Annotated in this window: 26 protein-coding genes; 11 read left to right on the forward strand and 15 right to left on the reverse strand. The window is 59.5% G+C overall.

Translation table 11 applies throughout. The features are described from left to right. Positions 1 to 19: 19 nt before the first annotated feature. Genes ACTJLA_RS02525 through ACTJLA_RS02545 form a run of 5 tightly spaced genes read right to left on the reverse strand, consistent with a single transcriptional unit; the run spans position 20 to position 3,054 of the window. A complete protein-coding gene (locus tag ACTJLA_RS02525; protein ID WP_003188596.1) occupies positions 20 to 325 on the reverse strand; it encodes an STAS domain-containing protein in 306 nt (101 codons plus the stop codon). Further along, a complete protein-coding gene (locus tag ACTJLA_RS02530; RefSeq protein ID WP_014716940.1) occupies positions 322 to 969 on the reverse strand; it encodes an MlaC/ttg2D family ABC transporter substrate-binding protein in 648 nt (215 codons plus the stop codon). Before ACTJLA_RS02530 ends, ACTJLA_RS02525 begins: the two co-directional genes overlap by 4 nt. Positions 970 to 980: 11 nt before the next feature. Then, positions 981 to 1,448, reverse strand: a complete 468-nt coding sequence (gene mlaD / locus ACTJLA_RS02535; protein ID WP_003188593.1) for an outer membrane lipid asymmetry maintenance protein MlaD — start codon at positions 1,446 to 1,448, stop codon at positions 981 to 983. Continuing rightward, entirely contained in the window at positions 1,448 to 2,245 is a 798-nt protein-coding gene (gene mlaE, locus ACTJLA_RS02540; protein ID WP_003188592.1) for a lipid asymmetry maintenance ABC transporter permease subunit MlaE, read from the reverse strand. Before mlaE ends, mlaD begins: the two co-directional genes overlap by 1 nt. Continuing rightward, positions 2,245 to 3,054 (reverse strand): ATP-binding cassette domain-containing protein, encoded by an 810-nt coding sequence (locus tag ACTJLA_RS02545; RefSeq protein WP_003188590.1) that lies wholly within the window; start codon positions 3,052 to 3,054, stop codon positions 2,245 to 2,247. Before ACTJLA_RS02545 ends, mlaE begins: the two co-directional genes overlap by 1 nt. Before the next feature lie 310 nt (positions 3,055 to 3,364). On the opposite strand from ACTJLA_RS02545, the gene ACTJLA_RS02550 reads away from it, so the two are divergent. The 10 genes from ACTJLA_RS02550 (at position 3,365) to ACTJLA_RS02595 (ending at position 10,373) form a co-directional block, all read left to right on the forward strand. Next, a complete protein-coding gene (locus ACTJLA_RS02550; RefSeq protein ID WP_034126314.1) occupies positions 3,365 to 4,339 on the forward strand; it encodes a KpsF/GutQ family sugar-phosphate isomerase in 975 nt (324 codons plus the stop codon). Beyond that, positions 4,340 to 4,864, forward strand: a complete 525-nt coding sequence (locus ACTJLA_RS02555; protein WP_054897015.1) for a KdsC family phosphatase — start codon at positions 4,340 to 4,342, stop codon at positions 4,862 to 4,864. Between the two features lie 8 nt (positions 4,865 to 4,872). Continuing rightward, entirely contained in the window at positions 4,873 to 5,445 is a 573-nt protein-coding gene (gene lptC / locus ACTJLA_RS02560; RefSeq protein WP_014716937.1) for an LPS export ABC transporter periplasmic protein LptC, read from the forward strand. Next, positions 5,432 to 5,965: a lipopolysaccharide transport periplasmic protein LptA gene (gene lptA / locus ACTJLA_RS02565; protein ID WP_032893554.1), complete on the forward strand. Its 534-nt coding sequence runs from the start codon at positions 5,432 to 5,434 to the stop codon at positions 5,963 to 5,965. Before lptC ends, lptA begins: the two co-directional genes overlap by 14 nt. After that, positions 5,965 to 6,690: an LPS export ABC transporter ATP-binding protein gene (gene lptB / locus ACTJLA_RS02570; RefSeq protein WP_003188582.1), complete on the forward strand. Its 726-nt coding sequence runs from the start codon at positions 5,965 to 5,967 to the stop codon at positions 6,688 to 6,690. Before lptA ends, lptB begins: the two co-directional genes overlap by 1 nt. A gap of 184 nt (positions 6,691 to 6,874) precedes the next feature. Next, on the forward strand, positions 6,875 to 8,368 hold the full coding sequence (locus tag ACTJLA_RS02575; RefSeq protein WP_034126312.1) for an RNA polymerase factor sigma-54: 1,494 nt from the start codon (positions 6,875 to 6,877) through the stop codon (positions 8,366 to 8,368). A 75-nt stretch (positions 8,369 to 8,443) separates the two neighbouring features. Continuing rightward, positions 8,444 to 8,749, forward strand: a complete 306-nt coding sequence (gene hpf, locus ACTJLA_RS02580) for a ribosome hibernation-promoting factor, HPF/YfiA family (RefSeq protein ID WP_003171804.1) — start codon at positions 8,444 to 8,446, stop codon at positions 8,747 to 8,749. A gap of 10 nt (positions 8,750 to 8,759) precedes the next feature. Then, positions 8,760 to 9,224, forward strand: coding sequence for a PTS IIA-like nitrogen regulatory protein PtsN (gene ptsN, locus ACTJLA_RS02585; RefSeq protein ID WP_034126311.1), 465 nt, complete (start codon positions 8,760 to 8,762; stop codon positions 9,222 to 9,224). A gap of 2 nt (positions 9,225 to 9,226) precedes the next feature. After that, positions 9,227 to 10,084, forward strand: a complete 858-nt coding sequence (gene rapZ, locus ACTJLA_RS02590) for an RNase adapter RapZ (RefSeq protein ID WP_034126310.1) — start codon at positions 9,227 to 9,229, stop codon at positions 10,082 to 10,084. A 16-nt stretch (positions 10,085 to 10,100) separates the two neighbouring features. Beyond that, entirely contained in the window at positions 10,101 to 10,373 is a 273-nt protein-coding gene (locus ACTJLA_RS02595; protein ID WP_003188577.1) for an HPr family phosphocarrier protein, read from the forward strand. Between the two features lie 117 nt (positions 10,374 to 10,490). On the opposite strand, the gene ACTJLA_RS02600 is transcribed toward ACTJLA_RS02595, so the two are convergent. From ACTJLA_RS02600 to pmbA, 6 genes are all read right to left on the reverse strand, one after another. After that, complete coding sequence (locus ACTJLA_RS02600; RefSeq protein WP_259038629.1) at positions 10,491 to 11,384, reverse strand: ZIP family metal transporter; 894 nt, start codon at positions 11,382 to 11,384, stop codon at positions 10,491 to 10,493. 32 nt (positions 11,385 to 11,416) lie between these two features. Next, entirely contained in the window at positions 11,417 to 12,028 is a 612-nt protein-coding gene (locus tag ACTJLA_RS02605) for a superoxide dismutase (protein WP_034126308.1), read from the reverse strand. Position 12,029: 1 nt separating this feature from the next. Beyond that, positions 12,030 to 12,458 carry a hypothetical protein gene (locus tag ACTJLA_RS02610; protein WP_259038631.1) on the reverse strand — a complete coding sequence of 143 codons (429 nt, stop codon included), beginning with the start codon at positions 12,456 to 12,458 and terminating at the stop codon, positions 12,030 to 12,032. 27 nt (positions 12,459 to 12,485) lie between these two features. Further along, positions 12,486 to 13,862 (reverse strand): class II fumarate hydratase, encoded by a 1,377-nt coding sequence (locus ACTJLA_RS02615; RefSeq protein WP_054897019.1) that lies wholly within the window; start codon positions 13,860 to 13,862, stop codon positions 12,486 to 12,488. Further along, positions 13,855 to 14,250, reverse strand: coding sequence for a FagA protein (locus tag ACTJLA_RS02620; RefSeq protein WP_259038632.1), 396 nt, complete (start codon positions 14,248 to 14,250; stop codon positions 13,855 to 13,857). The genes ACTJLA_RS02615 and ACTJLA_RS02620 overlap by 8 nt, the downstream gene beginning before the upstream one ends. 147 nt (positions 14,251 to 14,397) lie before the next feature. Continuing rightward, positions 14,398 to 15,744 (reverse strand): metalloprotease PmbA, encoded by a 1,347-nt coding sequence (pmbA, locus tag ACTJLA_RS02625; RefSeq protein ID WP_034126305.1) that lies wholly within the window; start codon positions 15,742 to 15,744, stop codon positions 14,398 to 14,400. A gap of 108 nt (positions 15,745 to 15,852) precedes the next feature. Between pmbA and yjgA the strand changes: the two genes are divergently transcribed. After that, a complete protein-coding gene (gene yjgA, locus ACTJLA_RS02630; RefSeq protein WP_003188568.1) occupies positions 15,853 to 16,374 on the forward strand; it encodes a ribosome biogenesis factor YjgA in 522 nt (173 codons plus the stop codon). A 45-nt stretch (positions 16,375 to 16,419) separates the two neighbouring features. Here yjgA and tldD read toward each other — a convergent pair whose 3' ends face one another. From tldD to rng, 4 genes are all read right to left on the reverse strand, one after another. Next, the gene (gene tldD, locus ACTJLA_RS02635; RefSeq protein ID WP_034126304.1) at positions 16,420 to 17,862 is read right to left on the reverse strand and encodes a metalloprotease TldD; all 1,443 of its coding nucleotides are present in this window, start codon (positions 17,860 to 17,862) and stop codon (positions 16,420 to 16,422) included. 16 nt (positions 17,863 to 17,878) lie between these two features. Continuing rightward, positions 17,879 to 18,727 carry a carbon-nitrogen hydrolase family protein gene (locus ACTJLA_RS02640; protein WP_259038634.1) on the reverse strand — a complete coding sequence of 283 codons (849 nt, stop codon included), beginning with the start codon at positions 18,725 to 18,727 and terminating at the stop codon, positions 17,879 to 17,881. Positions 18,728 to 18,775: 48 nt separating this feature from the next. Next, positions 18,776 to 22,591 (reverse strand): YhdP family protein, encoded by a 3,816-nt coding sequence (locus ACTJLA_RS02645; protein WP_314547686.1) that lies wholly within the window; start codon positions 22,589 to 22,591, stop codon positions 18,776 to 18,778. Positions 22,592 to 22,669: 78 nt separating this feature from the next. Next, complete coding sequence (gene rng / locus ACTJLA_RS02650) at positions 22,670 to 24,127, reverse strand: ribonuclease G (protein WP_003188562.1); 1,458 nt, start codon at positions 24,125 to 24,127, stop codon at positions 22,670 to 22,672. Positions 24,128 to 24,131 lie beyond the last annotated feature (4 nt).

Below are 24,131 nucleotides of genomic sequence, written 5' to 3' on the forward strand. Positions count from 1 at the left end.
GCTTCTTTAATAATGTGTATCAGGGATGCGCCAGCAGCTCGGTCAAACCGGAAACTTCGGCAATTTCGCGCATGTCTTCTGGTAACGCACGGATGCTTACCGGCTTTTTCGCCGCCTCGGCATCACGCATGAAGCACAGCAACAACGACAAGCCGACGCTGCTGGACTTGGTCACCGCCGAGCAATCAAGCACCAGCTCTGGCGCCTTGCTGGCCTTGATCAGCGCCTGGCCCTGCTTGCGCAGGTCAGGCCCGGTGCGGTAATCCAGCACGCCGCTGAGGAACAGCTCGCCGGCGTCGCCGATACGAACAGCCGACTCGGTCATTGCGCAGGCTTCCCGGCAGCTTTATCGGTTTCTTCCTTGGCCTTGGCCACTTCACCGGCCCAACCATTGATGGTCTTGTCCAGATCGTTGCCATTGCGCTGCATCGCGTCGGCGAACTGATCACGGAACAGCTTGCCGATGTTGATACCATTGATGATCACGTTACGCAGTTTCCACTCACCGTTGATCTTCGTCAGGGTGTAGGACACAGGGTACACGGCGCCATTGCTGCCGGAGACTTTCATCCCGACTTCAGCACGGTCGCCCGACTCGTCCTTGGGCGCATCAACGATAATGCCCTGGTTGTTGTATTCCAGCAGAGCGTTACCGTAGAACTGGAACAGCCCCTTCTTGAAGTTTTCCTGGAACGTCTGCATTTGCGCAGGCGTAGCTTTGCGCGAATATTTGACCGTCATGATGCTTTTGGAGATGCCTTCAGCATCGACCACAGGGCCAACGATCGTGTTGAGCGCGTTATAGAACTTGGAAGGGTCTTGCTTGTACTGTTCTTTATTAGCCTTGAGGTCAGCCAGCATTTTGCTGGTGGTGTCCTGCACCAAATCGTGGGCAGAACCTGCCGCGTTGGCCATCATCGGCAATGCTGCAAGCAGTACCAGCAGGCCACGTCGCAAGGTAGAGATCATGAACAGATTCCTCATTTAGCGTCTTTATTGACCGTATTGAGCAAAAATTTCCCGATCAGGTCTTCAAGCACCAGCGACGACTGTGTGTCGTGGATGGTCGAACCATCCTTGAGCAGGGCTGTTTCCCCCCCCACGCTGACCCCGATGTACTTCTCGCCCAGCAAACCCGCAGTGAGGATAGATGCCGTGGAGTCAGTTGGCAGATTATCTACCTTCTTGTCCAGTTGCATCGTCACCCGACCGGTAAAGCTGTCGCGATCCAGATCGATTGCCGTGACCTTGCCGATGGTGACACCGGCCATGGTCACTTTGGATCTGACCGTCAAACCGGCGATATTGTCGAAGTACGCGTAAAGTTTATAGGTATCGGCGGTAGGGCTGGCCGAAAGGCCACTGACTCGCAGGGCCAGCAACAGTAAAGCCAGGATGCCAGCCAGCAAGAAAAGGCCGACACCGATTTCCACAGTGCGGTTTTGCATCAGAAATCTCCAAACATCAAGGCGGTCAAAATGAAGTCAAGGCCCAGTACCGCCAACGAAGCGTATACAACGGTCTTGGTAGTGGCACGGCTGATCCCCTCTGAAGTGGGCTCACAGTCATAGCCTTGGAATACGGCAATCCAGGTCACCACAAAGGCAAAGACGATGCTCTTTATGATGCCGTTGAGCACGTCACCGGTGAAGGTCACGCTGTTTTGCATGTTGGCCCAGTAGGAGCCGTCGTAGACGCCCAGCCAGTCAACCGCCACCCACGAACCACCCCAGATACCCACCACGCTGAAGATCATTGCCAGCAGTGGCAGGGAAATGAAGCCGGCCCACAGGCGCGGGGCAACAATGTACTTGAGCGGGTCCACGCCGATCATTTCCAGGCTGGACAGCTGCTCAGTGGATTTCATATTGCCGATTTCAGCGGTCAGCGCCGATCCTGCACGCCCTGCGAACAACAAGGCGGTAACCACCGGGCCAAGCTCACGCAACAGGGTCAGGGCCACCATCTGCCCTACCGCCTGCTCCGAGCCGTAGCTGGACAGGATATTGAAACCCTGCAGCGCCAGCACCATGCCGATGAATACGCCGGAGACCACGATGATCACCAGGGACATCACCCCCACCGAGTGCAGCTGCTTGACCAGCAGGCCAAAGCCGCCGCCGATACCGCCTCGCCCCAGCAAGGCGTGAAACAGGAAAATGGTCGAACGCCCCAGCACTTCGACGATGTCGATGCCCGAGCGACCGAAAAGGCGAACCTTCTCGATAAGAGATGTCTTGCGCATCAGCGCTTCCCCAGAAGATCTGAGCGGTAGTCCGCTGCCGGAAAGTGAAAAGGCACCGGGCCATCGGGGTTGCCGGTCATGAATTGGCGAATGCGCGGGTTATCGGCGTTCATCAGCTCTTCAGGCGTACCCTGCCCCAGCACCTGACCATCACCCACTACATACAGGTAGTCGGCGATGCTCGCGGTTTCGGCCAGGTCGTGGGAAACCACGATGCTGGTGATCCCCAATGCATCGTTGAGCAGGCGGATCAGGCGCACCAACACGCCCATGGCGATCGGATCCTGACCTACGAATGGCTCGTCATACATGAGGATCTGTGGGTCGAGGGCAATCGCCCGCGCCAAGGCAACACGGCGCTTCATGCCGCCAGACAACTCGTCCGGCATCAGGTCGATGGCGCCGCGAAGCCCTACGGCCTGCAGTTTCAACAACACGATGTCACGAATCATTTCATCGGACAGCTGGGTGTGCACCCGCAGCGGAAAGGCTACGTTTTCGAACACATCGAGGTCGGTGAACAGCGCGCCGCTCTGAAATAGCACGCCCATATGCTTGCGCGCATCGAACAGATCGCTACGCGACAGCGTTGGCAGGTTCTGGCCGTTGACCCACACTTCCCCGGCACTGGGGCGCAATTGCATGCCCATCAGGCGCAACAGGGTGGTCTTGCCGCAACCGGAAGGCCCCATGATGCCCGTGACCTTGCCGCGAGGAATGCGAATATCGACGTTATTGAAGATGCTGCGCGTACCGCGCTTGAAGGTAAGACCCTTCAGCTCGACCGCGTAGGCGTTATCGGCACTCATCTAATCTCCTTGGGATGCAGCCTTTCACTCAGACACCATGTGTGCGACTTTGGTTTTCAACAGATGCGCAATAGTTGAGCACATGGGTTGGGCGGACCGAACTGGCGGCGAACTATATCACTGCTGGTACAGAGCCCCCAAGGCCGGAACAGCGCTGGTTCAGATTTGAGACAGGGAAAAAACGTTGCTTGCTATGTTACCGACGGTGGTTTTCAGTTATTCCGCGCACAAAGCCTGACGAACTTGCGTGAGGGAATTGATCATTACCGCTATAATCGCCGACTTTTCGTCAGGCTATACGATTTCAGACATGAGCCAATCCAGCGACCTTATTCAATCCGCACAACGCACCATACGCCTTGAGCTTGAAGCCGTAGAGGGCTTGCTGGCGCATATCGACGCGGATTTCGTGCGCGCCTGCGAGATGATTCTGGCCAGCAAGGGCCGCGTTGTGGTGGTCGGCATGGGCAAGTCCGGCCACATTGGCAACAAGATCGCAGCGACCCTGGCGAGCACCGGGACCACCGCGTTTTTCGTGCACCCGGCCGAAGCCAGCCACGGCGACATGGGTATGATCACCAAGGACGACGTGATCCTCGCCCTGTCCAACTCCGGTACTACCAACGAAATCGTGACCCTGCTGCCGCTGATCAAGCGCCTGGGCATCCAGATGATCAGCCTCACTGGCAACCCTGAGTCAACGCTGGCCAAGGCCGCCGACGTCAACCTGAACGTGCACGTAGCCCATGAGGCCTGCCCGCTGAACCTGGCGCCCACCTCCTCCACTACCGCCGCGCTGGTAATGGGCGATGCCCTCGCGGTGGCACTGCTGGAGGCCCGCGGGTTTACGGCCGAGGACTTCGCATTTTCCCATCCGGGTGGCGCACTGGGCCGTCGCCTGCTGCTGAAAGTGGAAAATGTCATGCATCGCGGCGCCGAGCTGCCGAGCGTTCCACGCGGCACCCTGCTCAGGGATGCGCTGATGGAAATGACCCGCAAGGGCTTGGGCATGACTGCCATCGTCGAAACCGATGGCCGACTGGCAGGGATATTCACCGACGGTGACCTGCGTCGCACCCTGGACCGCACCATTGACATCCATACCGCGACCATCGACGCAGTGATGACCCCTCACGGTAAGACCGCGCGCGCCGAAATGCTCGCGGCCGAAGCGTTGAAAATCATGGAAGATCACCGCATAGGTGCTCTTATCGTGGTCGACGACGATGACCGGCCGATCGGGGCCCTTAACCTTGGCGACTTGCTGCGCGCAGGAGTGATGTAAATGAACAGCGACCTGTTGCAACGCGGTAAAGACATCAAGCTGGCGATTTTCGACGTTGACGGCGTGCTGACCGATGGCCGCCTGTACTTCCTCGAAGACGGCAGCGAATTCAAGACCTTCAACACCCTCGACGGCCAAGGCATCAAGATGCTGATGGCAGCGGGCGTGCAAACCGCAATTATCAGCGGTCGAAAAACACCGGTTGTGGAACGCCGTGCACAAAACCTCGGTATTCCTCACCTGTATCAGGGCCGCGAGGATAAACTGGTGGTGCTGGACGAGCTTCTTGGCCAACTCAACCTAAGCTATGAACAAGTCGCCTATCTGGGCGACGACCTGCCAGACCTGCCGGTGATTCGCCGGGTGGGCCTGGGCATGGCCGTCGCAAATGCCGCGGCGTTTGTCCGCGAACACGCCCATGGCATCACCACCGCCCGTGGCGGCGAGGGTGCCGCCCGCGAGTTCTGCGAGTTGATCCTGCGTGCCCAAGGCAGTCTTGAAGCGGCCCACGCCGCCTACCTATAGAGCGTTATATGCTGAGTAAAAAGATTCGCAACTTCCTGTTATTCGGGGTCATCGCCGCGCTGCTCCTGGCGGTGGGCTACTGGAATATCAGCCCGGAGCGCTTTCTCGACAAGCCTGTTGCACAGGTTGACGAAGGCCTTATCGACTATTACGCCACCAATGCCTACAGCATTCAGTATCTGCCCGACGGCAAGGTGCAGTATGAGATGACATCGGACAAGGTCGAGCACTTGAAGGCTTCCGAAGTCAGCCTGCTGACGAATCCGGACCTGAACCTGTATCGCGGCACCGAATTTCCCTGGCACGTGACCAGCAAGCGTGGCGAAGTCAACCCTGACGGCACCGAAGTTGAACTGATCGACTCGGTTCGCGTCGCACGTACAGACGCGCAGAACCGCGACACCATCATTACCAGCAGTCGCATGACCGTATTCCCACAGAAGCAATATGCGCAGACCGAGCAAGACGTTAGAATCGACGGCGCTGGCGGTGTATCGACTGGCAAGGGAATGAAAGCGTATTTGAAAGAAAGCAGGATACACCTGCTATCGAACGTAAGAGGACAGTATGAGGCTCGTTAAAACTCTCCCTATTTTGCTCGGTCTGGGCGCAGCACTGGGAAGCGTGAGCGCCTGGGCTCTGCCGAACGATAGCCAGCAACCGATCCACATCTCGGCTGACGATGCGCAGCTCGATGACAAGCAAGGTGTCGCCACCTACACCGGCGGCGTGATCATCACCCAAGGCTCGATGAAGATTACCGGCAACACGGTGACCCTGACTCGTACCAAGACCGGCGATATCGATGTGGTGACTTCGGTCGGCAACCTGGCTTATTTCGAGCAGAAGCAGTCCGCTACCGATACAGGCCCCATGAAAGGCTACGGCAAGACTATCCAGTATCACGCCCAGCAGAACCGCATCGTACTGATTGATCAGGCCAAGGTGCTGAGCCCGGACGGCAACTCCACGGAAGGTGAAAAAATCACCTATGACACCGTGAAGCAGATCGCTAACGCCGGTCGCGCCAACGGCAACAAGGTCACCGCACCCCGCCCACGCATCGACATGGTTATCCAGCCGAAGAAGAAGGCCGAGTAATGGCAACCCTGAAAGCCCAGCATCTGGCCAAGGCCTATAAAAGCCGCCAGGTGGTACGCGACGTCAGCCTGTCGATCGACAGCGGCCAGATCGTCGGCCTGCTCGGTCCTAACGGTGCCGGCAAAACCACCTGCTTCTATATGATCGTCGGGCTGGTCCAGGCGGACCAGGGTCGCGTATTGATCGACGACCTGGACGTCAGCCACCAACCCATGCACGGTCGTGCACGGGCAGGTATCGGCTATCTTCCGCAGGAGGCGTCGATCTTCCGTAAACTGTCGGTAGCCGACAACATCATGGCGATCCTCGAGACCCGCAAGGAACTCGATCGCGATGGCCGCCGCCAGGAGCTGGAAAGCCTGCTGCAGGAATTCCACATCAACCATATTCGCGACAACCTCGGCATGAGCTTGTCCGGTGGTGAACGTCGTCGCGTGGAAATCGCCCGCGCCCTGGCGACCGCGCCGAAATTCATCCTGCTGGATGAACCCTTTGCCGGCGTCGACCCGATTTCGGTGGGCGACATCAAGCAGATCATCCATCACCTCAAGGCCAAGGGCATTGGCGTGCTGATCACCGATCACAACGTGCGCGAAACCCTCGATATCTGCGAAACCGCGTATATCGTCAACGATGGTCAGCTGATTGCCGAAGGCGATGCCGAAACCATCCTGGCCAACGAGCTGGTGAAGGAAGTGTACCTGGGTCACGAGTTCCGCCTGTAAACACAGGGGTATCGCGCTCTTACCTGGAGCGTACGGGAGTCAATGGAAACCTCGGTTTTTTTATTGTTACCGCGCTCTAGGCAAAGGCCCCGAGATCAGGCATATAATTTGCTTATGTTTGGCGCTCACGCGCCCTGTCGTGGATGGCGCATTGCGCCGGCGAATAAGGTGTTAAGCCCCTGCCATGAAACCATCGCTAGTCCTGAGAATGGGCCAGCAGCTGACGATGACACCGCAGCTGCAACAGGCCATCCGCCTGCTCCAATTGTCAACCCTGGACCTGCAACAGGAGATCCAGGAGGCCCTGGAGTCCAATCCGATGCTCGAACGCCAGGAAGAAGGCGACGACTTCGATAACGCAGATCCTCTGGCCGATAACATCGAGCAAAAACCCAATTCCGACGTGCAGGAACCCTCCTATCAGGAAACCGCCCCGACGGTGGACAACCTGGAGGAAGGCGACTGGAACGAACGCATTCCCAACGAGCTTCCCGTGGACACCGCCTGGGAAGACGTCTACCAGACCAGCGCCAGCAGCCTGCCAAGCAGCGATGATGACGAGTGGGATTTCACTACCCGCACGTCGGCGGGCGAGAGCCTGCAGAGCCACTTGCTGTGGCAACTGAACCTGGCGCCGATGTCCGATACCGATCGCCTGATCGCGGTCACTCTGATCGATTGCATCAATAACCAGGGTTACCTGGACGAAACCCTCGACGAGATCCTCGAGGCCTTCGACCCGGAACTGGATATCGAACTGGACGAAATCGAAGCCGTCCTGCACCGCATCCAGCAATTCGAGCCCGCAGGCATCGGCGCACGCACACTCAGCGAGTGCCTGTTACTGCAACTGCGCCAATTACCGGCCAAGACGCCATGGCTCACCGAAGCGCAACGCTTGGTCAGTGACTACATCGACCTGCTGGGCAGTCGCGACTACAGCCAACTGATGCGCCGTATGAAGCTCAAGGAAGATGACTTGCGCCAGGTCATCGAACTGGTGCAAAGCCTCAACCCGCGTCCAGGCTCGCAGATCGAGTCCAGCGAAGCCGAATATGTGGTGCCCGACGTCATTGTGCGCAAGGACAACGAACGCTGGCTGGTGGAGCTGAACCAGGAGTCAGTACCGCGCCTGCGGGTCAACCCGCAATACGCAGGTTTTGTGCGCCGCGCCGACACCAGCGCCGATAACACCTTCATGCGCAACCAGTTGCAGGAAGCGCGGTGGTTCATCAAGAGCCTGCAAAGCCGCAACGAAACCCTGATGAAAGTCGCAACCCAGATCGTCGAACACCAGCGGGGTTTCCTGGAGTACGGCGACGAGGCCATGAAGCCTCTCGTGCTGCACGACATCGCCGAAGCCGTCGGCATGCATGAATCGACGATTTCCCGGGTTACCACGCAGAAATTCATGCATACCCCACGGGGTATTTATGAGCTGAAATACTTTTTCTCCAGCCACGTCAGCACCTCTGAAGGCGGTGAATGCTCGTCCACGGCGATCCGTGCGATCATCAAAAAACTGGTTGCCGCTGAAAATCAGAAAAAGCCGTTGAGTGACAGCAAGATCGCTGGTTTACTGGAGGCACAAGGCATTCAGGTCGCCCGTCGAACCGTCGCCAAGTACCGCGAGTCCCTAGGGATCGCGCCTTCCAGCGAGCGTAAGCGGTTGATGTGACGGGCGGGCCACAGCGTTCCAGTGGTGGGTATTCCTGCCCACCGCTTTATGCACTGGCAACGAAGGAGAAGCTGTATGCAAGTCAACATCAGTGGACACCAGCTGGAAGTCACCAAGCCCCTGCGTGAATACACCGAGAGCAAACTGAACAAGCTTGCGGGGCATTTTGACAAGATCACCAACGTGCAGGTCATCATGGAGGTCGATAAGCTCAAGCAGAAAATCGAGGCCACCCTGCACGTACCGAATGCCAAGCTCGTCGCCAATGCGGAACATGAAGATATGTACGCGGCCATTGACTCCCTCTACGACAAGCTCGACCGCCAACTCATAAAGCATAAGGAAAAGAATCTGCACCTGATGCAAGGTACAGGTCGTTAACTCTCCCCCCATGATCCGACTTGAAAACATCCTGACCCCCGGCCGTTCCCTCGTGAACGTGCCGGGCGGCAGTAAAAAGCGCGCCCTCGAACAAATTGCCAACCTGATCGCCCGGGAAATTCCGGATCTGGAGATGCAAGATGTCTTCGAAGCTCTGATTGCCCGTGAAAAACTCGGCTCCACCGGTTTTGGCAACGGCATTGCGATCCCGCACTGCCGCCTCAAAGGTTGTGATAAACCTGTGAGCGCGCTGATGCACCTGGACGCTCCGATTGATTTCGACGCCATCGACGGCGCCCCGGTCGACCTGCTGTTTGTGCTGCTGGTCCCGGAAGCCGCCACCGATGCGCACCTGGAACTGCTACGGCAGATTGCCAGCATGCTAGACCGCAAGGATGTACGCGACAAACTGCGCAGCGCCTCCAGCAATGAAGCGTTGTACCAAGTTGTCCTGGATGAACAAAACGGGCAGTAATCATGCGTTTGATCATCGTCAGCGGTCGCTCCGGCTCCGGTAAGAGCACCGCCCTCAATGTGCTTGAGGACAACGGCTTCTATTGCATCGACAACCTGCCTGCCGGCCTGCTGCCAGAGCTGGCGGAGCGTGCACTGATCCATACCGAATTGGCGCAGCCGCTCGTTGCGGTGTCGATTGATGCGCGCAACCTGCCCAGCCACCTCTCGCGCTTCCCGGAACTGTTGGAAGAAGTGCGTGCCAAGCACATTCATTGCGATGTGCTGTACCTGGATGCCGACGAAGAAACCTTGCTCAAGCGTTTCTCCGAAACCCGTCGACGCCACCCCCTCAGCAGCGCCAACCGTTCCCTGGCCGAAGCCATCGAGGACGAGACCAAGCTGCTCGGGCCGATCATTGACCTGGCCGACCTGAAGATCAACACCACCAACCTGAACCTGTATCAGTTGCGCGACGCGATCAAGCTGCGCCTGCTGAACCAGCCTGAGCCGGGCACAGCGTTCCTGGTCGAGTCGTTTGGCTTCAAGCGGGGCATGCCGGTAGATGCCGACCTTGTGTTCGATGTGCGCTGCCTGCCCAACCCTTACTGGAAACCGGAGTTACGCGACCAGTCCGGGCTGGATCAGCCCGTGATCGACTACCTGGCCGCACAACCGGACGTAGAAGAGATGTTCCTGGATATCTCCAGCTACCTGCTCAAATGGTTGCCGCGCTTTGCCGCCAGCAATCGAGCCTATGTCACCATTGCCATTGGCTGCACTGGCGGCCACCACCGCTCGGTCTATCTGACTGAGCGCCTGGGCCAGGTGCTGCAACAAACCCTCAAGAACGTCCAGGTTCGCCACCGCGACCTGAGTTGAAAGGAACACCTGCGCGATGCCTGCTCTGGAAATTGAAATCATCAACAAGCTGGGCCTGCACGCACGGGCGTCGGCTAAATTCGTCGGCGTGGCCGGCCAGTTCCCCTGCCAGATCCGTGCTGGGCGTACGCCAGAGTCCATGGTCGATGGCAAAAGCATCATGGCGATGATGATGTTGGCGGCCGGCAAAGGCACAAAAATTCATCTGAGCACCGAGGGCGAGCAAGAAGACGAAGCAATGGCCGCACTGGTCGAGTTGATCAACAACTACTTCGACGAAGGCGAATAACCCCCTTATGTAGGAGCGAGCTTGCTGGCGAAACGTCAACGATAACGCGGGCATCCTGGTTTAACGCAGTGTTCTCAGGTTTTTCGCGAGCAAGCTCGCTCCCACATGGAACCACCCTCAGCCCAACGCCGTATCCATCACCATCATCACGCAAAACCCGAGGCACAGCCCAAGGCTGGCAAGCTTTTCATGGCCATTGCGGCGCGACTCGGGGATGACTTCATGAGTCACGACCAGCAACATTGCCCCGGCGGCCAACGCCAAACCCAGCGGCAACAACACTTCGGCAAGGCTCACCAGCCATGCGCAGAGCACCGCAAATACCGGTTCAACCAAGCCCGATGCAGCGCCAATCAGGAAGGCTTTGATCCGCGACATTCCCGCCCCAGCCAATACCAACGCAATCACTAGCCCTTCAGGTACATCCTGCAAGGCAATGCCCATGGCGAGGCTGTCGGCATCCGCCATGCCTCCGCCCGCGGAAACACCTACAGCCATGCCTTCCGGGATGTTGTGCGCAATGATCGCAAACACGAATAACCAAATACGCGGCGGGATAACCGGTTTATCCGGTGTACCCACCAGCATTTCCGGGCTGGCGCCAGAAACCTTGCGATCTACGAGGTACAGGCCGAACGCCCCGAGCATGATGCCGAAGCTGATCAAGCCACCGGCACCCCAAGGTGAAAGCCCCAGGCTTTCAGCGGCGGCGATACCCGGCACGACCAGGGAAAAAGCGGTCGCCGCCAGCATCACACCGGCACCAAAGCCCAGCAGGGTATCGCTCAGCGCCATCGGCATGCGCCGAATCACCAACACCGGCACCGCGCCCAGCGCGGTGCCCAGCGCGCAGATCGCTCCACCCTGCAAAGCGCGCAGGATGCGCGGCTCCAGGTTCAACCAGGCCAGCCCATGGGCCACCAATAACGCAGTACCTGCCAATAGCAGCAGCGTGCCAAACGCATAACGAAACATTCGTACGCTACCGATCGCCAGTGTTTGAGTGCCCATAGTCGGCCTTAGATCTTGTTATGGAGTGAGTGTCAGGCCAAGGCCGCCTGATAACGCGCGGCAACTTCCGGCCAGTTGATGACGCTGTAAAAAGCATTGATGTACTCAGGTCGTCGGTTTTGATATTGCAAGTAGTAGGCGTGCTCCCAAACGTCCAGGCCCAGGACCGGTGTATTGCCGCTCATCAGCGGGCTGTCCTGGTTGCCGCTGCTTTCCACCACCAGCGTTTTCTGTGGCGTGACACTCAACCAGGCCCAGCCGCTACCGAAACGCGTCAACGCCGCCTTGGTGAAGGCCTCCTTGAAGCTGTCGAAACCACCCAATTGCTCGTCGATAGCCTTGCCCAGCGCGCCCTCGGGTTTGCCGCCCCCTGTCGGTGACATGACCGCCCAGAACAACGAGTGGTTCGCATGCCCGCCTCCTTGGTTGACCACGGCAGCGCGTAATTTCTCCGGCAATGTTTCGACGCTGGACACCAGCTTCTCCACGGGCCAGCCGGCGAACTCAGTGCCCTCGACCGCGGCATTGAGGTTATTGATGTAGGTCTGGTGGTGTTTGGTGTAGTGAATTTCCATGGTTTGCGCGTCGATATGCGGCTCGAGGGCATCGTAGGCGTAAGGCAAGGCCGGCAAGGTATAGGTCATATCAATGTGCTCCATAATGGGACGTGGACGTTGGCGTCGCAGCACTTCCCAGCAGCCGATGAGTGCGTGGGTATTCGCCGTGATCGCTGATGAAATTCAGCAGCTCGACGTAGGTCTTGCTGCTCTGGCGCAACGCGGCCTCGCGCAGTGACGGGCTGAGGCGTGGGTCCTGCATGGTCTGCAAGAGGCGCTGATGGATAGCGCAGAGGTATTCGGCGCTTTCCTCAGGCTGGTTCAGGCGCAAGTGCAGGTCCGCCAGGTTGTGATGGGAAATGACACAGGCCGCCACTGCTTCGTCAGCATCCGCCCAGCGTTCGAACAACACTTGGGCCAGGGCCAGGGCTTGCAGATAGGCCTCGCGAGCGTCAACCAACTCGCCTGCCATAAAGCAGCGATTGGCTTGTTCGATCGTGCGTTTCCAGTGCTCCATGGTGAGCCTCCAAAGCAGGGTCGTTGATTACACGCCGCCGGCGGTGAGCTTTTCCGGGTCCAGCAGGACTTCCAGTTGGCTGCGAGGCAGGTCGGTGTGTTCGAGGGCGACATCGATCACCGGGCGGCCTTGCTGATACGCCTTCTTGGCGATTTCAGCGGCTTTCTGGTAGCCGATGATCGGGTTAAGTGCGGTGACCAGAATCGGATTGCGCGACAGCGCTTCCTTGAGCTTGGGCTCATTGACCTTGAAGCTGGCAATGGCCTTGTCCGCCAGCAACCGGCTGGCATTGGCCAGCAATTCCAGGCTGCTGAGCAGGTTTTGGGCAATGATCGGCAGCATCACATTCAGCTCGAAGTTGCCCGATTGGCCGGCCACCGTGATCACTGTGTCATTGCCGATGACCTGGGCGGCCACCATGGCGGTCGCTTCCGGAATGACCGGGTTGACCTTGCCCGGCATGATCGAAGAGCCTGGCTGCAGCGCCTCCAGTTCGATTTCACCCAGGCCGGCCAATGGCCCGGAGTTCATCCAGCGCAGGTCATTGGCGATCTTCATCAGCGACACCGCCGTGGCTTTCAACTGGCCAGAGACTGCAACAGCGGTGTCCTGGGAGCCAATCAGCGCGAACAGGTTCTTGCCGGGCGTGAATTTCACCCCGGTCAAAAGGCTCAGTTGCTGGCTGAAGCGCCTGGCAAACTCGGGGTGTGCGTTGACCCCGGTACCGACCGCCGTGCCGCCCTGAGCCAATGCTTGCAGCGCCGGTAGCAGGTCCTGCAAGTGACCGATATTGGCCTTGAGCTGCTGCGCCCAGCCGTTCAGCACCTGGCTCATGCGCACCGGCATGGCGTCCATCAAATGCGTGCGGCCGGTCTTGATGAACGGGTGAACCGCCTCGGCTTTTTGCTCGATGACTTGCACCAGATGCAGCAGGGCCGGCAACGTTTGCTCGTGCAGCACCAACGCGGCACTGACGTGGATGGTGGTGGGGATGATGTCGTTGCTGCTCTGGCCGCAATTCACATGATCGTTGGGGTTGACCGCCTCGCCCAGCAAACGGCTGGCAAGGGTCGCGATCACTTCGTTGGCGTTCATGTTGGAACTGGTGCCGGAGCCGGTCTGGAAGATATCCACCGGGAAGTGCTGCATGTAGTCGCCTTCCAGCAAGCCTTGGGCGGCATCGACAATAGCCTTGCCCTGCCCTTCGCTGATTTGCTTGAGCTCGACGTTGACCTTGGCCGCGGCTGTCTTGGCCAGGATCAGGGCGCGGATGAATTGCGCCGGCATGGGTTGATGACTGATGGGAAAGTTGTTCACCGCACGCTGTGTTTGCGCGCCATACAACGCTTCTTGCGGCACATGCAGTTCGCCCATGCTGTCGCGTTCGATACGGGTGTCACTCATCATTAGATCCTTGCACCAAGTCAGAAACGGAAATCGAAGGCAGTAATTCGCAGCTCGCCAATTGCCAGGCAAAGGTCTGCCAGCGCTTGAGGCGGCAGGCACAGTGGGAGAGTTTTTCCAGGTCGCGCAGTGGCCGCCAGGCTTGGTCCAGGCACAGGGAGCGCCAATGCCAGGGCAAGGCGACATCAGCGGCGGTGTCGATCAACAAACGAAATGAGGTTTCAGCGATCGTCCATGGATGGGTTGCGGTGCAACACGCCAGATACCGACCTTCGTTCAGGTAGTGCTCAATCAGGCGGGGTTCATTGGGATCGAGGCCACAGCGAATCTGGCGGCTCATCCAACGCCAGCTTTCCAGATAGGGATCCTCATGCAGGAAAGAACTCATGAGCCACACTCATTCGGTAATGATATTTATTATTAAATGATATTGAGAATCAAAACAAGAGTAGCCCATTAATCCTGTCAAAAGAGGCGCAATAAAAAAGGCGCGCCATCTTTGCGATGGCGCGCCTTTCAGAACGTGCGGGAGGGATTAGCTGCCAGCGACCGTCATGCGTTCAATAAGCACCGAACCCGTGCGGATATTGCTGCGCAGTTCAAGGTCGTTACCCACGGCAACGATCTGCTTGAACATATCGCGCATATTGCCCGCGATGGTCACTTCCTGGACGGCGAACTGAATCTCGCCATTCTCCACCCAGAAGCCCGCCGCACCACGCGAGTAGTCACCGGTGACCATGTTCAGGCCATGGCCCATCAATTCAGTCACCAGCAACCCGCGCCCCATCCGCCGCAACAACGCCGCCTGGTCTTCATCACCGTGGGTCACGAACAGGTTATGCACACCGCCCGCGTTAGCGGTGCTTGGCAGGCCCAGCTTGCGACCGGCATAAGTGCCCAGCACATAGGACACCAGCTCACCCTTCTCGACAAACGGCTTGGCATAGGTCGCCAGGCCATCGCCGTCGAACGACGAACTGCCCATCGCGCGCATCAGATGCGGGCGCTCGTCAATGGTCAGCCACTCAGGGAACAGTTTCTGACCGATGGCGCCTTCCAGGAACGAAGACTTGCGATACAGGTTGCCACCGGAAATCGCGCCCAGGAAGCTGCCGAATAAACCACCGGCCAGCTCTGCGGAAAACAGCACTGGCACTTCGCAGGTCGGCACCGGGCGCGCACCCAGGCGGCTCGCAGCCCGTTGCGCCGCACGCTGGCCAATGCTTGCGGGGTCTGCCAGTAAATCGCCTTGGCGGTTTACGTCGTACCAGTAGTCACGCTGCATCTGCCCATTGGCTTCGGCGATCATCACGCAACTGAGGCTGTGACGCGTGGAGGCATAACCACCGATAAAGCCATGGCTGTTGCCGTAGACGCGGCAACCCTGATGGGTGCTCAAGGTAGTGCCGTCCGCATTCTTGATGCGGGCATCGGCATCGAACGCTGCCGCTTCGCAGGTCAGCGCCAGCTCGATGGCTTGCTCAGGGGTGATATCCCAGGCATGGAACAGGTCGAAATCCTGCACATCCTTGGCCATCAGCGCCTTGTCGGCCAGGCCCGAGCTTTCATCCTCGGAGGTGTGCTTGGCAATCGCCAGTGCTGCTGCGACGGTCTCGCGAATCGCCTCCGGACCACTGGCCGAGGTGCTGGCCGAGCCTTTGCGCTGGCCTGCATACAAGGTAATGCCAAACCCTTGGTCGCGATTGAATTCCACGGTTTCCACTTCCCGCTGGCGCACCGAAGTCGACAACCCTTGCTCCAGCGACACCGCCACTTCACAGGCGCTGGCCCCCTGGCGCTTGGCTTCGGCAAGGATCTGCTCGACTTGTTCCTGCAGTGCCGGTAACGCTTGTGGACCGACGCTTTGGGCTGCACTCATGGTTTTCTCCACTCAAATTCTGCTTTCGGTTAAGGCCATCGAGCGACCGGGCCGGACAAGCGGCCCCCGACTGGTTATCATGGCGGCGTTTCTTTGCGGACTGCCACCATGGTTGATTCTTACGACGACTCCCTCGATGGGGAGAAAAGCAAAACCCAGGTCAAACGTGAGCTGCATGCTCTGGTTGACCTTGGCGAGCGCCTTACAACGCTCAAAAAGGATTTGGTTGCCAAACTGCCACTGACGGACGAAATGCGCCGGGCCCTGGCCGATGCACCCAAGCACACCGCGAATATCGCGCGTAAACGGCACATCTCGTTTATCGGCAAACTGATGCGCGACCAAGACATTGACGCCATTCTGACTTTGCTCGATCAAACCGATGCCTCCACTCGCCAGTACAACGAACGCTTCCACAACCTGGAACGTTGGCGTGACCGCCTGATCTCGGGCGATGACGCGGTGCTGGAGAAATTCGTACTGGACTACCCGGACGCGGACCGCCAGCAATTGCGCTCCCTGATCCGTCAGGCCCAGCACGAGCTGGCGCATAACAAGGCGCCGGCCACCAGCCGTAAAATCTTCAAGTACATCCGTGAGCTGGACGAGACTCAACGCGGTCTGCGCTGATCCTCCTCCCCGGGTGGCGGTCTTCGCCACCCGAAGCTCCGGCTCCTACGATCCCGTGCCACCCACGGTAATCGCATCAATTTTCAAAGTTGGCTGGCCAACACCTACCGGCACCGACTGCCCATCCTTGCCGCACGTGCCCACGCCGCTGTCCAGCGACAGGTCGTTACCGACCATCGACACCTTGCTCATGGCTTCCGGCCCGTTACCAATCAGCGTCGCCCCTTTGACCGGCGCGGTAATCTTGCCGTCTTCGATCAGGTACGCCTCGCTGGTGGAGAACACGAACTTGCCGCTGGTGATGTCCACCTGGCCGCCGCCGAGGTTGGCGCAGTAGATACCGCGTTTTACCGAGGCAATGATTTCTGCCGGATCGCTTTGGCCACCGAGCATGTAGGTGTTGGTCATGCGCGGCATTGGTAGATGCGCATAGGATTCACGACGGCCGTTACCGGTGCGCGCCACGCCCATCAGGCGGGCGTTGAGCTTGTCTTGCATGTAGCCCTTGAGCACGCCGTTCTCGATCAGGGTGGTGCATTCGGTCGGCGTGCCTTCGTCATCGACGCTCAGCGAACCACGGCGGCCGGCCAGGGTGCCGTCATCGACAATGGTGCACAGCTTGGACGCAACCATTTCGCCCATGCGCCCGCTGTAGGCGGAACTGCCCTTGCGGTTGAAATCGCCTTCCAGGCCATGGCCCACGGCTTCGTGGAGCAACACGCCAGACCAACCCGAACCCAGTACCACCGGCAAGGTGCCGGCCGGCGCGGGAATCGCTTCCAGGTTGACCAATGCCTGGCGCAGCGCCTCACGGGCATAGCCCATGGCACGGTCGTCAGCAAGGAAATAACGGTAGTCGGTGCGCCCGCCGCCGCCATGCCCACCGCGCTCGCGGCGCCCGTTCTGTTCGACGATCACACTCACATTGAAACGCACCAGCGGCCGTACATCCGCCGCCAGCCCACCGTCGGTGGACGCCACGAGGATGCGCTCCCACACGCCAGCCATGCTCACGGTCACTTGCTGGATACGCGGGTCCAAGGCACGGGTAGCAGCGTCGATACGCTTGAGCAGCTCGACCTTTTCCGCACGACTGATCACTTCCAACGGGTTATCCGGCGCATACAACTGCGCCACGTCCTGGGTACTGAACGCCTGCACCGTGCCATTCTGCCCGGCACGGGAGATCGAACGGGCGGCACGCGCCGCCAGGCCCAGGGCCTCCAGGGTGATCGCATTGCTGTAGGCAAATCCGGTCTTCTCACCCGATTGCGCGCGAACGCCTACGCCCTGGTCAAGGTTGAAACTGCCTTCCTTGACGATCCCATCTTCCAACGCCCAGGACTCGGAAATCTGCCCCTGGAAATACAGGTCAGCCGCATCGATACCCGGCCCGGCCAGATCGCCGAGCACGGCTTGCAGGCTTTCGATGGTCACGCCACCGGGTGCCAGGAGGTGATCACTGACTGAGGACAACAACTCGCTCATAGGTTTGGCCTTAAATTCATCGTTCTGAAGCAGGCCGCTGCGCGCCCTGCGAGAAAAAGCGCCGGTGATTGGCCACCGGCATGCGCGTCCGTATCGACGCCTGTTCACTGCTATCGCGTTCGGCCAGTAACACCGCTTCGCCTTGATCCTGTTGCGCCAGCACTCGGCCCCAAGGGTCGACAATCGCCGCATGGCCAAACGTTTCCCGTGGGCCTGGGTGCACACCGCCCTGGGCGGCTGCCAGCAGGTAGCACTGGGTTTCGATGGCACGTGCGCGAATCAGCACATCCCAGTGTGCAGCCCCGGTCACCGCCGTGAAGGCCGAGGGCGCGGTAATCAGTTCAGCCCCCGCCGCACGTAACTCGCTGTACAGCTCGGGGAAACGCAGGTCGTAACACACCGTCAACCCCACACGGCCCACCGGCGTATCCGCCACCACCACATGGTTACCGAAAGCATAGTCGTCAGATTCGCGATAACGACCGCGAGCATCCGCCACGTCCACATCAAACAGATGGAGTTTGTCGTAGCGAGCGACGATTTCACCCTGATCATTGATCAGCAGCGAGCAAGCATTGGGTTTGGCGTGGGGCTGGTCCTTGGGCGGCAGCGGCAATGTGCCGGCCACTATCCATAAGGTGAGGTCGCGGGCGGCCTGTTTCAACCAGGGCAACACAGGCCCTTGGCCCAACGCCTCGGCGCGGCCAATGTCGGCCACGTCGCGGCGCCCCATTGCGGCGAAATTCTCTGGCAGCACCGCGAGTTTCGCACCATCGGCCGCCGCCTGCTCCAGCAGGCGACGCGCCTGGGCGAGGTTGGCCAGCACGTCACTCTGGCTGACCATTTGAATTACCGCAAAGGACATGGGCCGACACTCCAGACAGGGCATGGGGCCATGCTACTCCACAGGCTCTCAGTTTGGCTTTTCAAATGGCTTGTCGAAGGTGATTTTTGGATCCTTCCAGGGGCCTTGCACCTTGTATTGCACACTGGCGAAGCGCGAAACCCGGTCACCGATCAGCTTGTCGATCAAAAACAGCGCACCACCAATGGCCGGCGCACCGACAATCAGCGCCGCAATCGGCAGGTTATTGGTCACAGGCAAGGTGACCAGCAATTTGGCGTCGACGCGATCGGCCACCAGATCCAGGGTGCCGTTAAGCTCCAAGTTGGTGGAAGGCCCGGTCATGGTGATGGGCTCGCGGGTCACGAACACGCCATTACTGGCGGCCAACAAGCCTTTGACCCGGTCGTAGCTCAAGCCCTTGCCGAACAAGTCGGAAAAGTCCAAACGCAAACGCCGGCCAATGGAGTTGAAGTTAAGCAGGCCAAACACTCGCAACGCCTGGGCCCCGCCCTCCACTTCGACGAACTGACCTTTACGGAACGCGGCATCCAGGCTGCCGGAAAACCGCTTGGGCCCGACCCAGGCCGGCGACCCCGGCCAGCGGCCATCCACGTCCAGATGAAAGTCTTCGCTGGTCACCGTAGGCGCAAAACCCCAGCCTTTGAGCACGTCGGCAATGTTGCGGCCATCAAGGCGGCCCTTGTACCAACTGCTGCTGGCGCCTGGCGCACCTTCCCAACCCCCGGCGCCCTTGAGCAGCATGCCCTTGAGGCCAAGGTCGAGGTTATTGAAGGCCAGCCCTTTGGCGGTGGGGCGGATCCTCAGCGACCAGGCCCCGATCAGGTCCGAGCCCTGGAAAAGCTGGTCGACGGCAATATCCAGCGCCGGAATGCTTTTTGGGTCGATATCGGCCAGCGGGTCCGGCGCGTTTTCGTCCGCCTGCGCGGTCGGGTCTGGCGCAGGCAATTTCACATACTTGAGGTTGACCGCAATCGGCGCGCCTTTGGCGTCCGGCAGGTTCACCGCGCCCTTGGCTTGCTGGCTATCGAGTTGCAAGCCCCAGGCCGCTGGTTTGCGATCGAGCTGCAAGCTGACCTGATCAAACTGGGTACCAAACCCGGTCAGTTTGCCCACCTTGAAGTCCGCACCGCTGAGCAGCTGCTTGGCATTGCCACCTGGATCATTGCCCGCGTAGCGATCCACAAGTTTCTTCCAGGGATCGATATCCAGTTCCGACAGCACGCCACGAATGCGCAGGCCCTTGGCACCGGGCAACATGGCATCACCGTCGCCGAGGAACAGTTCGCCGCGGCCATCATTGAACTTGTCCGGCGGCGCGGCAAAAGTGAAATTCGCCAACTCGCCGTAATCAAACCAGTAACGGCGCTCAGCACCCTGCAAGGTCATGCGAAAGGTGCTGTCACGCCCCTGGCTGGCGGGCATGCCGAACGGTGCCGGCAGGTCCACCGCGACACCCTTGAGGTTGGAGTTGACCATCAACTGGCTGTCCGCGCCGTCCAGGATCACTTGCAACTGGTACGGAATATCGCCGGAGACCGGCAACGGCTGGCTGATTTTCAACCAGTCCGTAAGGCGCTTGACGGTGACCTGGCCATTGGCAGTCACCCGTGTGCTGATATTGCCCGGTTTGCCTTCGGCAAAGATCTGCGCCGTGATGGGGCGGTCGAACGCCTGGGCCGAGATCTTCTGCCCACTCAGGCCCTTGGCGCTGTCGAAGCGAAAATCACCCTTGAGCTGGGTCAGGTCCAGCGGCGGCTCGGCCAATTGCAGGCGCGCCTTGTCGGTCTTGAAGTCCACCACGATCTTGGGCTCAGTGCCTTTGGCCAGCGGTACGTCCAGGTCCAGGCTACCTTGCAGGTCGCCCTCGCCTTTCCAGCCGGCGAACGTAGACGCCGTGCCGATAGGGGCTTCTTGGAGGATCTTCAGGCCGTCGCCCAAACCGCCGGAGAACCCGCCCGTGAGCAGCAGATGACTGTCCCCGCCCGCTGGGGCGTGGGGGATATTGACGTAGACATCCTTGACCTGGGTGTCGAGCAACTGGCCCTTGCTCGCCAGAATGCGTACGCCGCTCTCCTCGACAAACACTTCGCCATTGACCTTGTTCACATGAGGCCAGCCCGGCTGGAAGGCGAGTTCGGCATCATGCACCTTGAAGAACAGGCTGATATTGCGCGACGCGGGCAGCGCATTGTGGCTGAGCGAGCCCTGGTACTGGAAGAAGCCTTCGTCCACCGCGCCCTTGAGGATCGCCGTGCGCAGCCATTCATCCAGCGCCGGGCTCAACACGGCCGGTAGGTACTTGGGGGTGAAACGGCCATCGCCATCGACCATGCCGACCCGCAGGTCCATGTAGTCTTCCTGGCTGTGGTCGAAATGCAGACGAATCAGGAAGTCCGCCGCCACCTTGCCTTCCTCCCCCAGGACCTTGATATACGGGGCGATCAGGGTGAAGCCTTGCTTGTCCAACTTCCAGGTCAGGCGCGCATTGGCCTGGATGTACTGCCACGGCTTGGCGAAGATCGGATACAGATGCAAGGAAAAGTCCTTGCTGTCCATGCGCAACTCACCTTGGCCCAGGTCGCCACTGATGCTGCCGGACACATTGCGTGCGGCCGGCGCGCCAAAGTAGGCATCGAAGCCGACACGCTCCAGGTTGGCGGCAAAACTGAGTTTGCGATCGGTGGTGTCTTGCGGTCGGAAGTCCACCAGCACATTGCGTAACAGGCCAGTGGCTTTGAGGTGTTCGACGGCCTTGGCGAAACCGTCCGGTAGCGGCGCCAAGGCGTTGAGCAACGGGGTAATGGGGGTCAGGTCGAGGCGGTCGGCCTGCAATTTCCACACTTCCTGTTCCTTGTCGGTCGCCAGGCTTTGCTGCAATTGCAGGCGCGACTCCCAGCGGGTTTCGCCAATGTTCATCGCCAGGGAATCAAACAGCACCTTGAGGCCAGCGTCACTGCGCTGCAGGTAGGCGGTCAGGGCCAGGTTTTCAAGGTGCACCGGCTTACGGTCGGCGTAACTGCCCTTCACTTGGGGCGAATTGAAGCGTACCGCCGCGCTTTGCACCGTGCCTTTGGCCCAACTGAGCCAAAACTCGCCGCCAGCCTTCAATTGCGTCAGCTTCCATTGCTGGGTCAGTTTGGCGGGAATCCACTTGGCCCAGTCGCTTTGCGGCAGGCTCAGGTAGGCATCGACCTCAGCGTCTTGCCACTGGCTGGCACGAATGCGGCTACGCAGGCTGACCGCCAACGGTTGGCCATCGGGCAATGTCAGGCGAGCGTCCAGACGCTGCTGGCTCATGCCGGTATGCAGGCTCAGGCCCACATAGGTCACGGTCACTGGTGCCTGGTCGAAGGGTTGCAGGGTCACCTGGCTGTCCAGCACCGACACGCGCTTGACCATTTGCATGCGCGTCAGCAGTTGTTGCGGGTCCAACGGCTGGTCGTCCTGCACCGGCAAGCCTTGCAGGGTCCAGCGGCCGTCCTGGTCTTCCTTGACACTCAGTTGCAAGCCACTGACTTGCAGATGGGCGATACGCACTTCGCGGGCCAACAGGCTGGCCCACATATCCGGCACCACTTGCACCTGGTCCAGGCGCAAGGCACTGCTGCCCTCGCCGACCATGACGTCGTGAGCCAGCAATACCGGGGCAAACCCGCTCCAGCGGCCTTCCAGGCTACCGATATGCAGCGGTGTATCCAGCGCAGCCTGGGCCTTGGCCTCGACTTCGGCGCGGTATTCGGCCACCAGCGGGGTGAGTTCGCGCCCCAGGCTCACGTACACCGCCGCCAATACCAGCAACAACGCACACAGGCCCAGACTCCAACGGGTCAAAGCGGCAAAAAAGCGTATCAGACGCTCCATGTCAGGCGACCCTCAAAAAACAGTTAGCGGACCGCAGATCAAGGTCTGCCGGTCTCGAAGAAAGTGCACAGTTGGGGATCAGAGCAACACCACGTCGTATTGTTCCTGGGAATACATGGTTTCGACCTGGAAGCGAATGGTGCGACCGATAAAACTTTCCAGTTCGGCGACGTTACCGGACTCTTCGTCCAGCAGGCGATCCACCACCTTCTGATTGGCAAGCACTCTATAACCTTCGGCCTGATAGGCGCGTGCCTCCCGCAGGATCTCACGGAAAATCTCGTAGCAAACCGTTTCCGGGGTCTTCAGTTTGCCGCGCCCCTGGCAACTGCTGCACGGCTCGCACAGTACCTGTTCCAGGCTCTCACGCGTGCGCTTGCGGGTCATCTGCACCAGGCCCAACTCGGTGATGCCGATGATGTTGGTCTTGGCGTGATCGCGCTCCAGTTGTTTTTCAAGCGTACGCAGCACCTGGCGCTGGTGCTCTTCATCTTCCATGTCGATGAAGTCGATGATGATGATGCCGCCCAGGTTACGCAGGCGCAGTTGACGAGCGATGGCCGTGGCCGCTTCGAGGTTGGTCTTGAAGATCGTCTCTTCAAGGTTGCGATGGCCCACGAAGGCACCGGTGTTGACGTCGATGGTGGTCATGGCTTCTGCCGGGTCCACCACCAGGTAGCCGCCGGACTTGAGTGGCACCTTGCGCTCCAGGGCTTTCTGGATTTCGTCTTCGACGCCATACAGGTCGAATATCGGCCGCTCGCCGGGGTAGTGCTCCAGGCGATCGGCGATTTCTGGCATCAACTCAGCAACAAATTGCGTGGTGCGCTGGAAGGTTTCCCGCGAATCGATGCGAATTTTCTCGATCTTCGGGCTGACCAGATCGCGCAACGTGCGCAACGCCAGGCCAAGGTCTTCATAAATGACGCTGGGCGCGCCAATGGTCTTGATCTGCGCGTCGATTTGGTCCCACAAGCGCCGCAGGTAGCGAATATCCATGAGGATCTCGTCAGCGCCTGCGCCTTCTGCGGCGGTGCGCAGGATAAACCCGCCCGCTTCCTTGATGCCCTCGGCGGCGACGCAGTCGCTGACCACCTTCTTCAGGCGCTCGCGCTCGGCTTCATCTTCGATCTTCAAGGAAATGCCCACATGGGCGGTGCGCGGCATGTACACCAGATAGCGCGAGGGAATCGACAGTTGGGTGGTCAAGCGGGCGCCCTTGGAACCGATGGGGTCCTTGGTGACTTGCACCACCAGGCTCTGGCCCTCGTGCACCAGAGCGCTGATGCTTTCCACCGCAGGGCCCTCGCGCAAGGAAATTTCCGAGGCATGGATAAACGCTGCACGGTCCAGGCCGATGTCGACGAAGGCCGCCTGCATGCCCGGCAATACGCGCACCACCTTGCCTTTGTAGATATTGCCGACGATCCCGCGCTTCTGGGTGCGCTCGACATGCACTTCTTGCAGAACACCGTTCTCTACCACCGCCACGCGCGATTCCATCGGCGTGATATTGATCAGAATCTCTTCACTCATGGCT

The organism is Pseudomonas sp. 22072, from assembly GCF_052046095.1.
GTDB lineage: Bacteria > Pseudomonadota > Gammaproteobacteria > Pseudomonadales > Pseudomonadaceae > Aquipseudomonas > Aquipseudomonas paracarnis.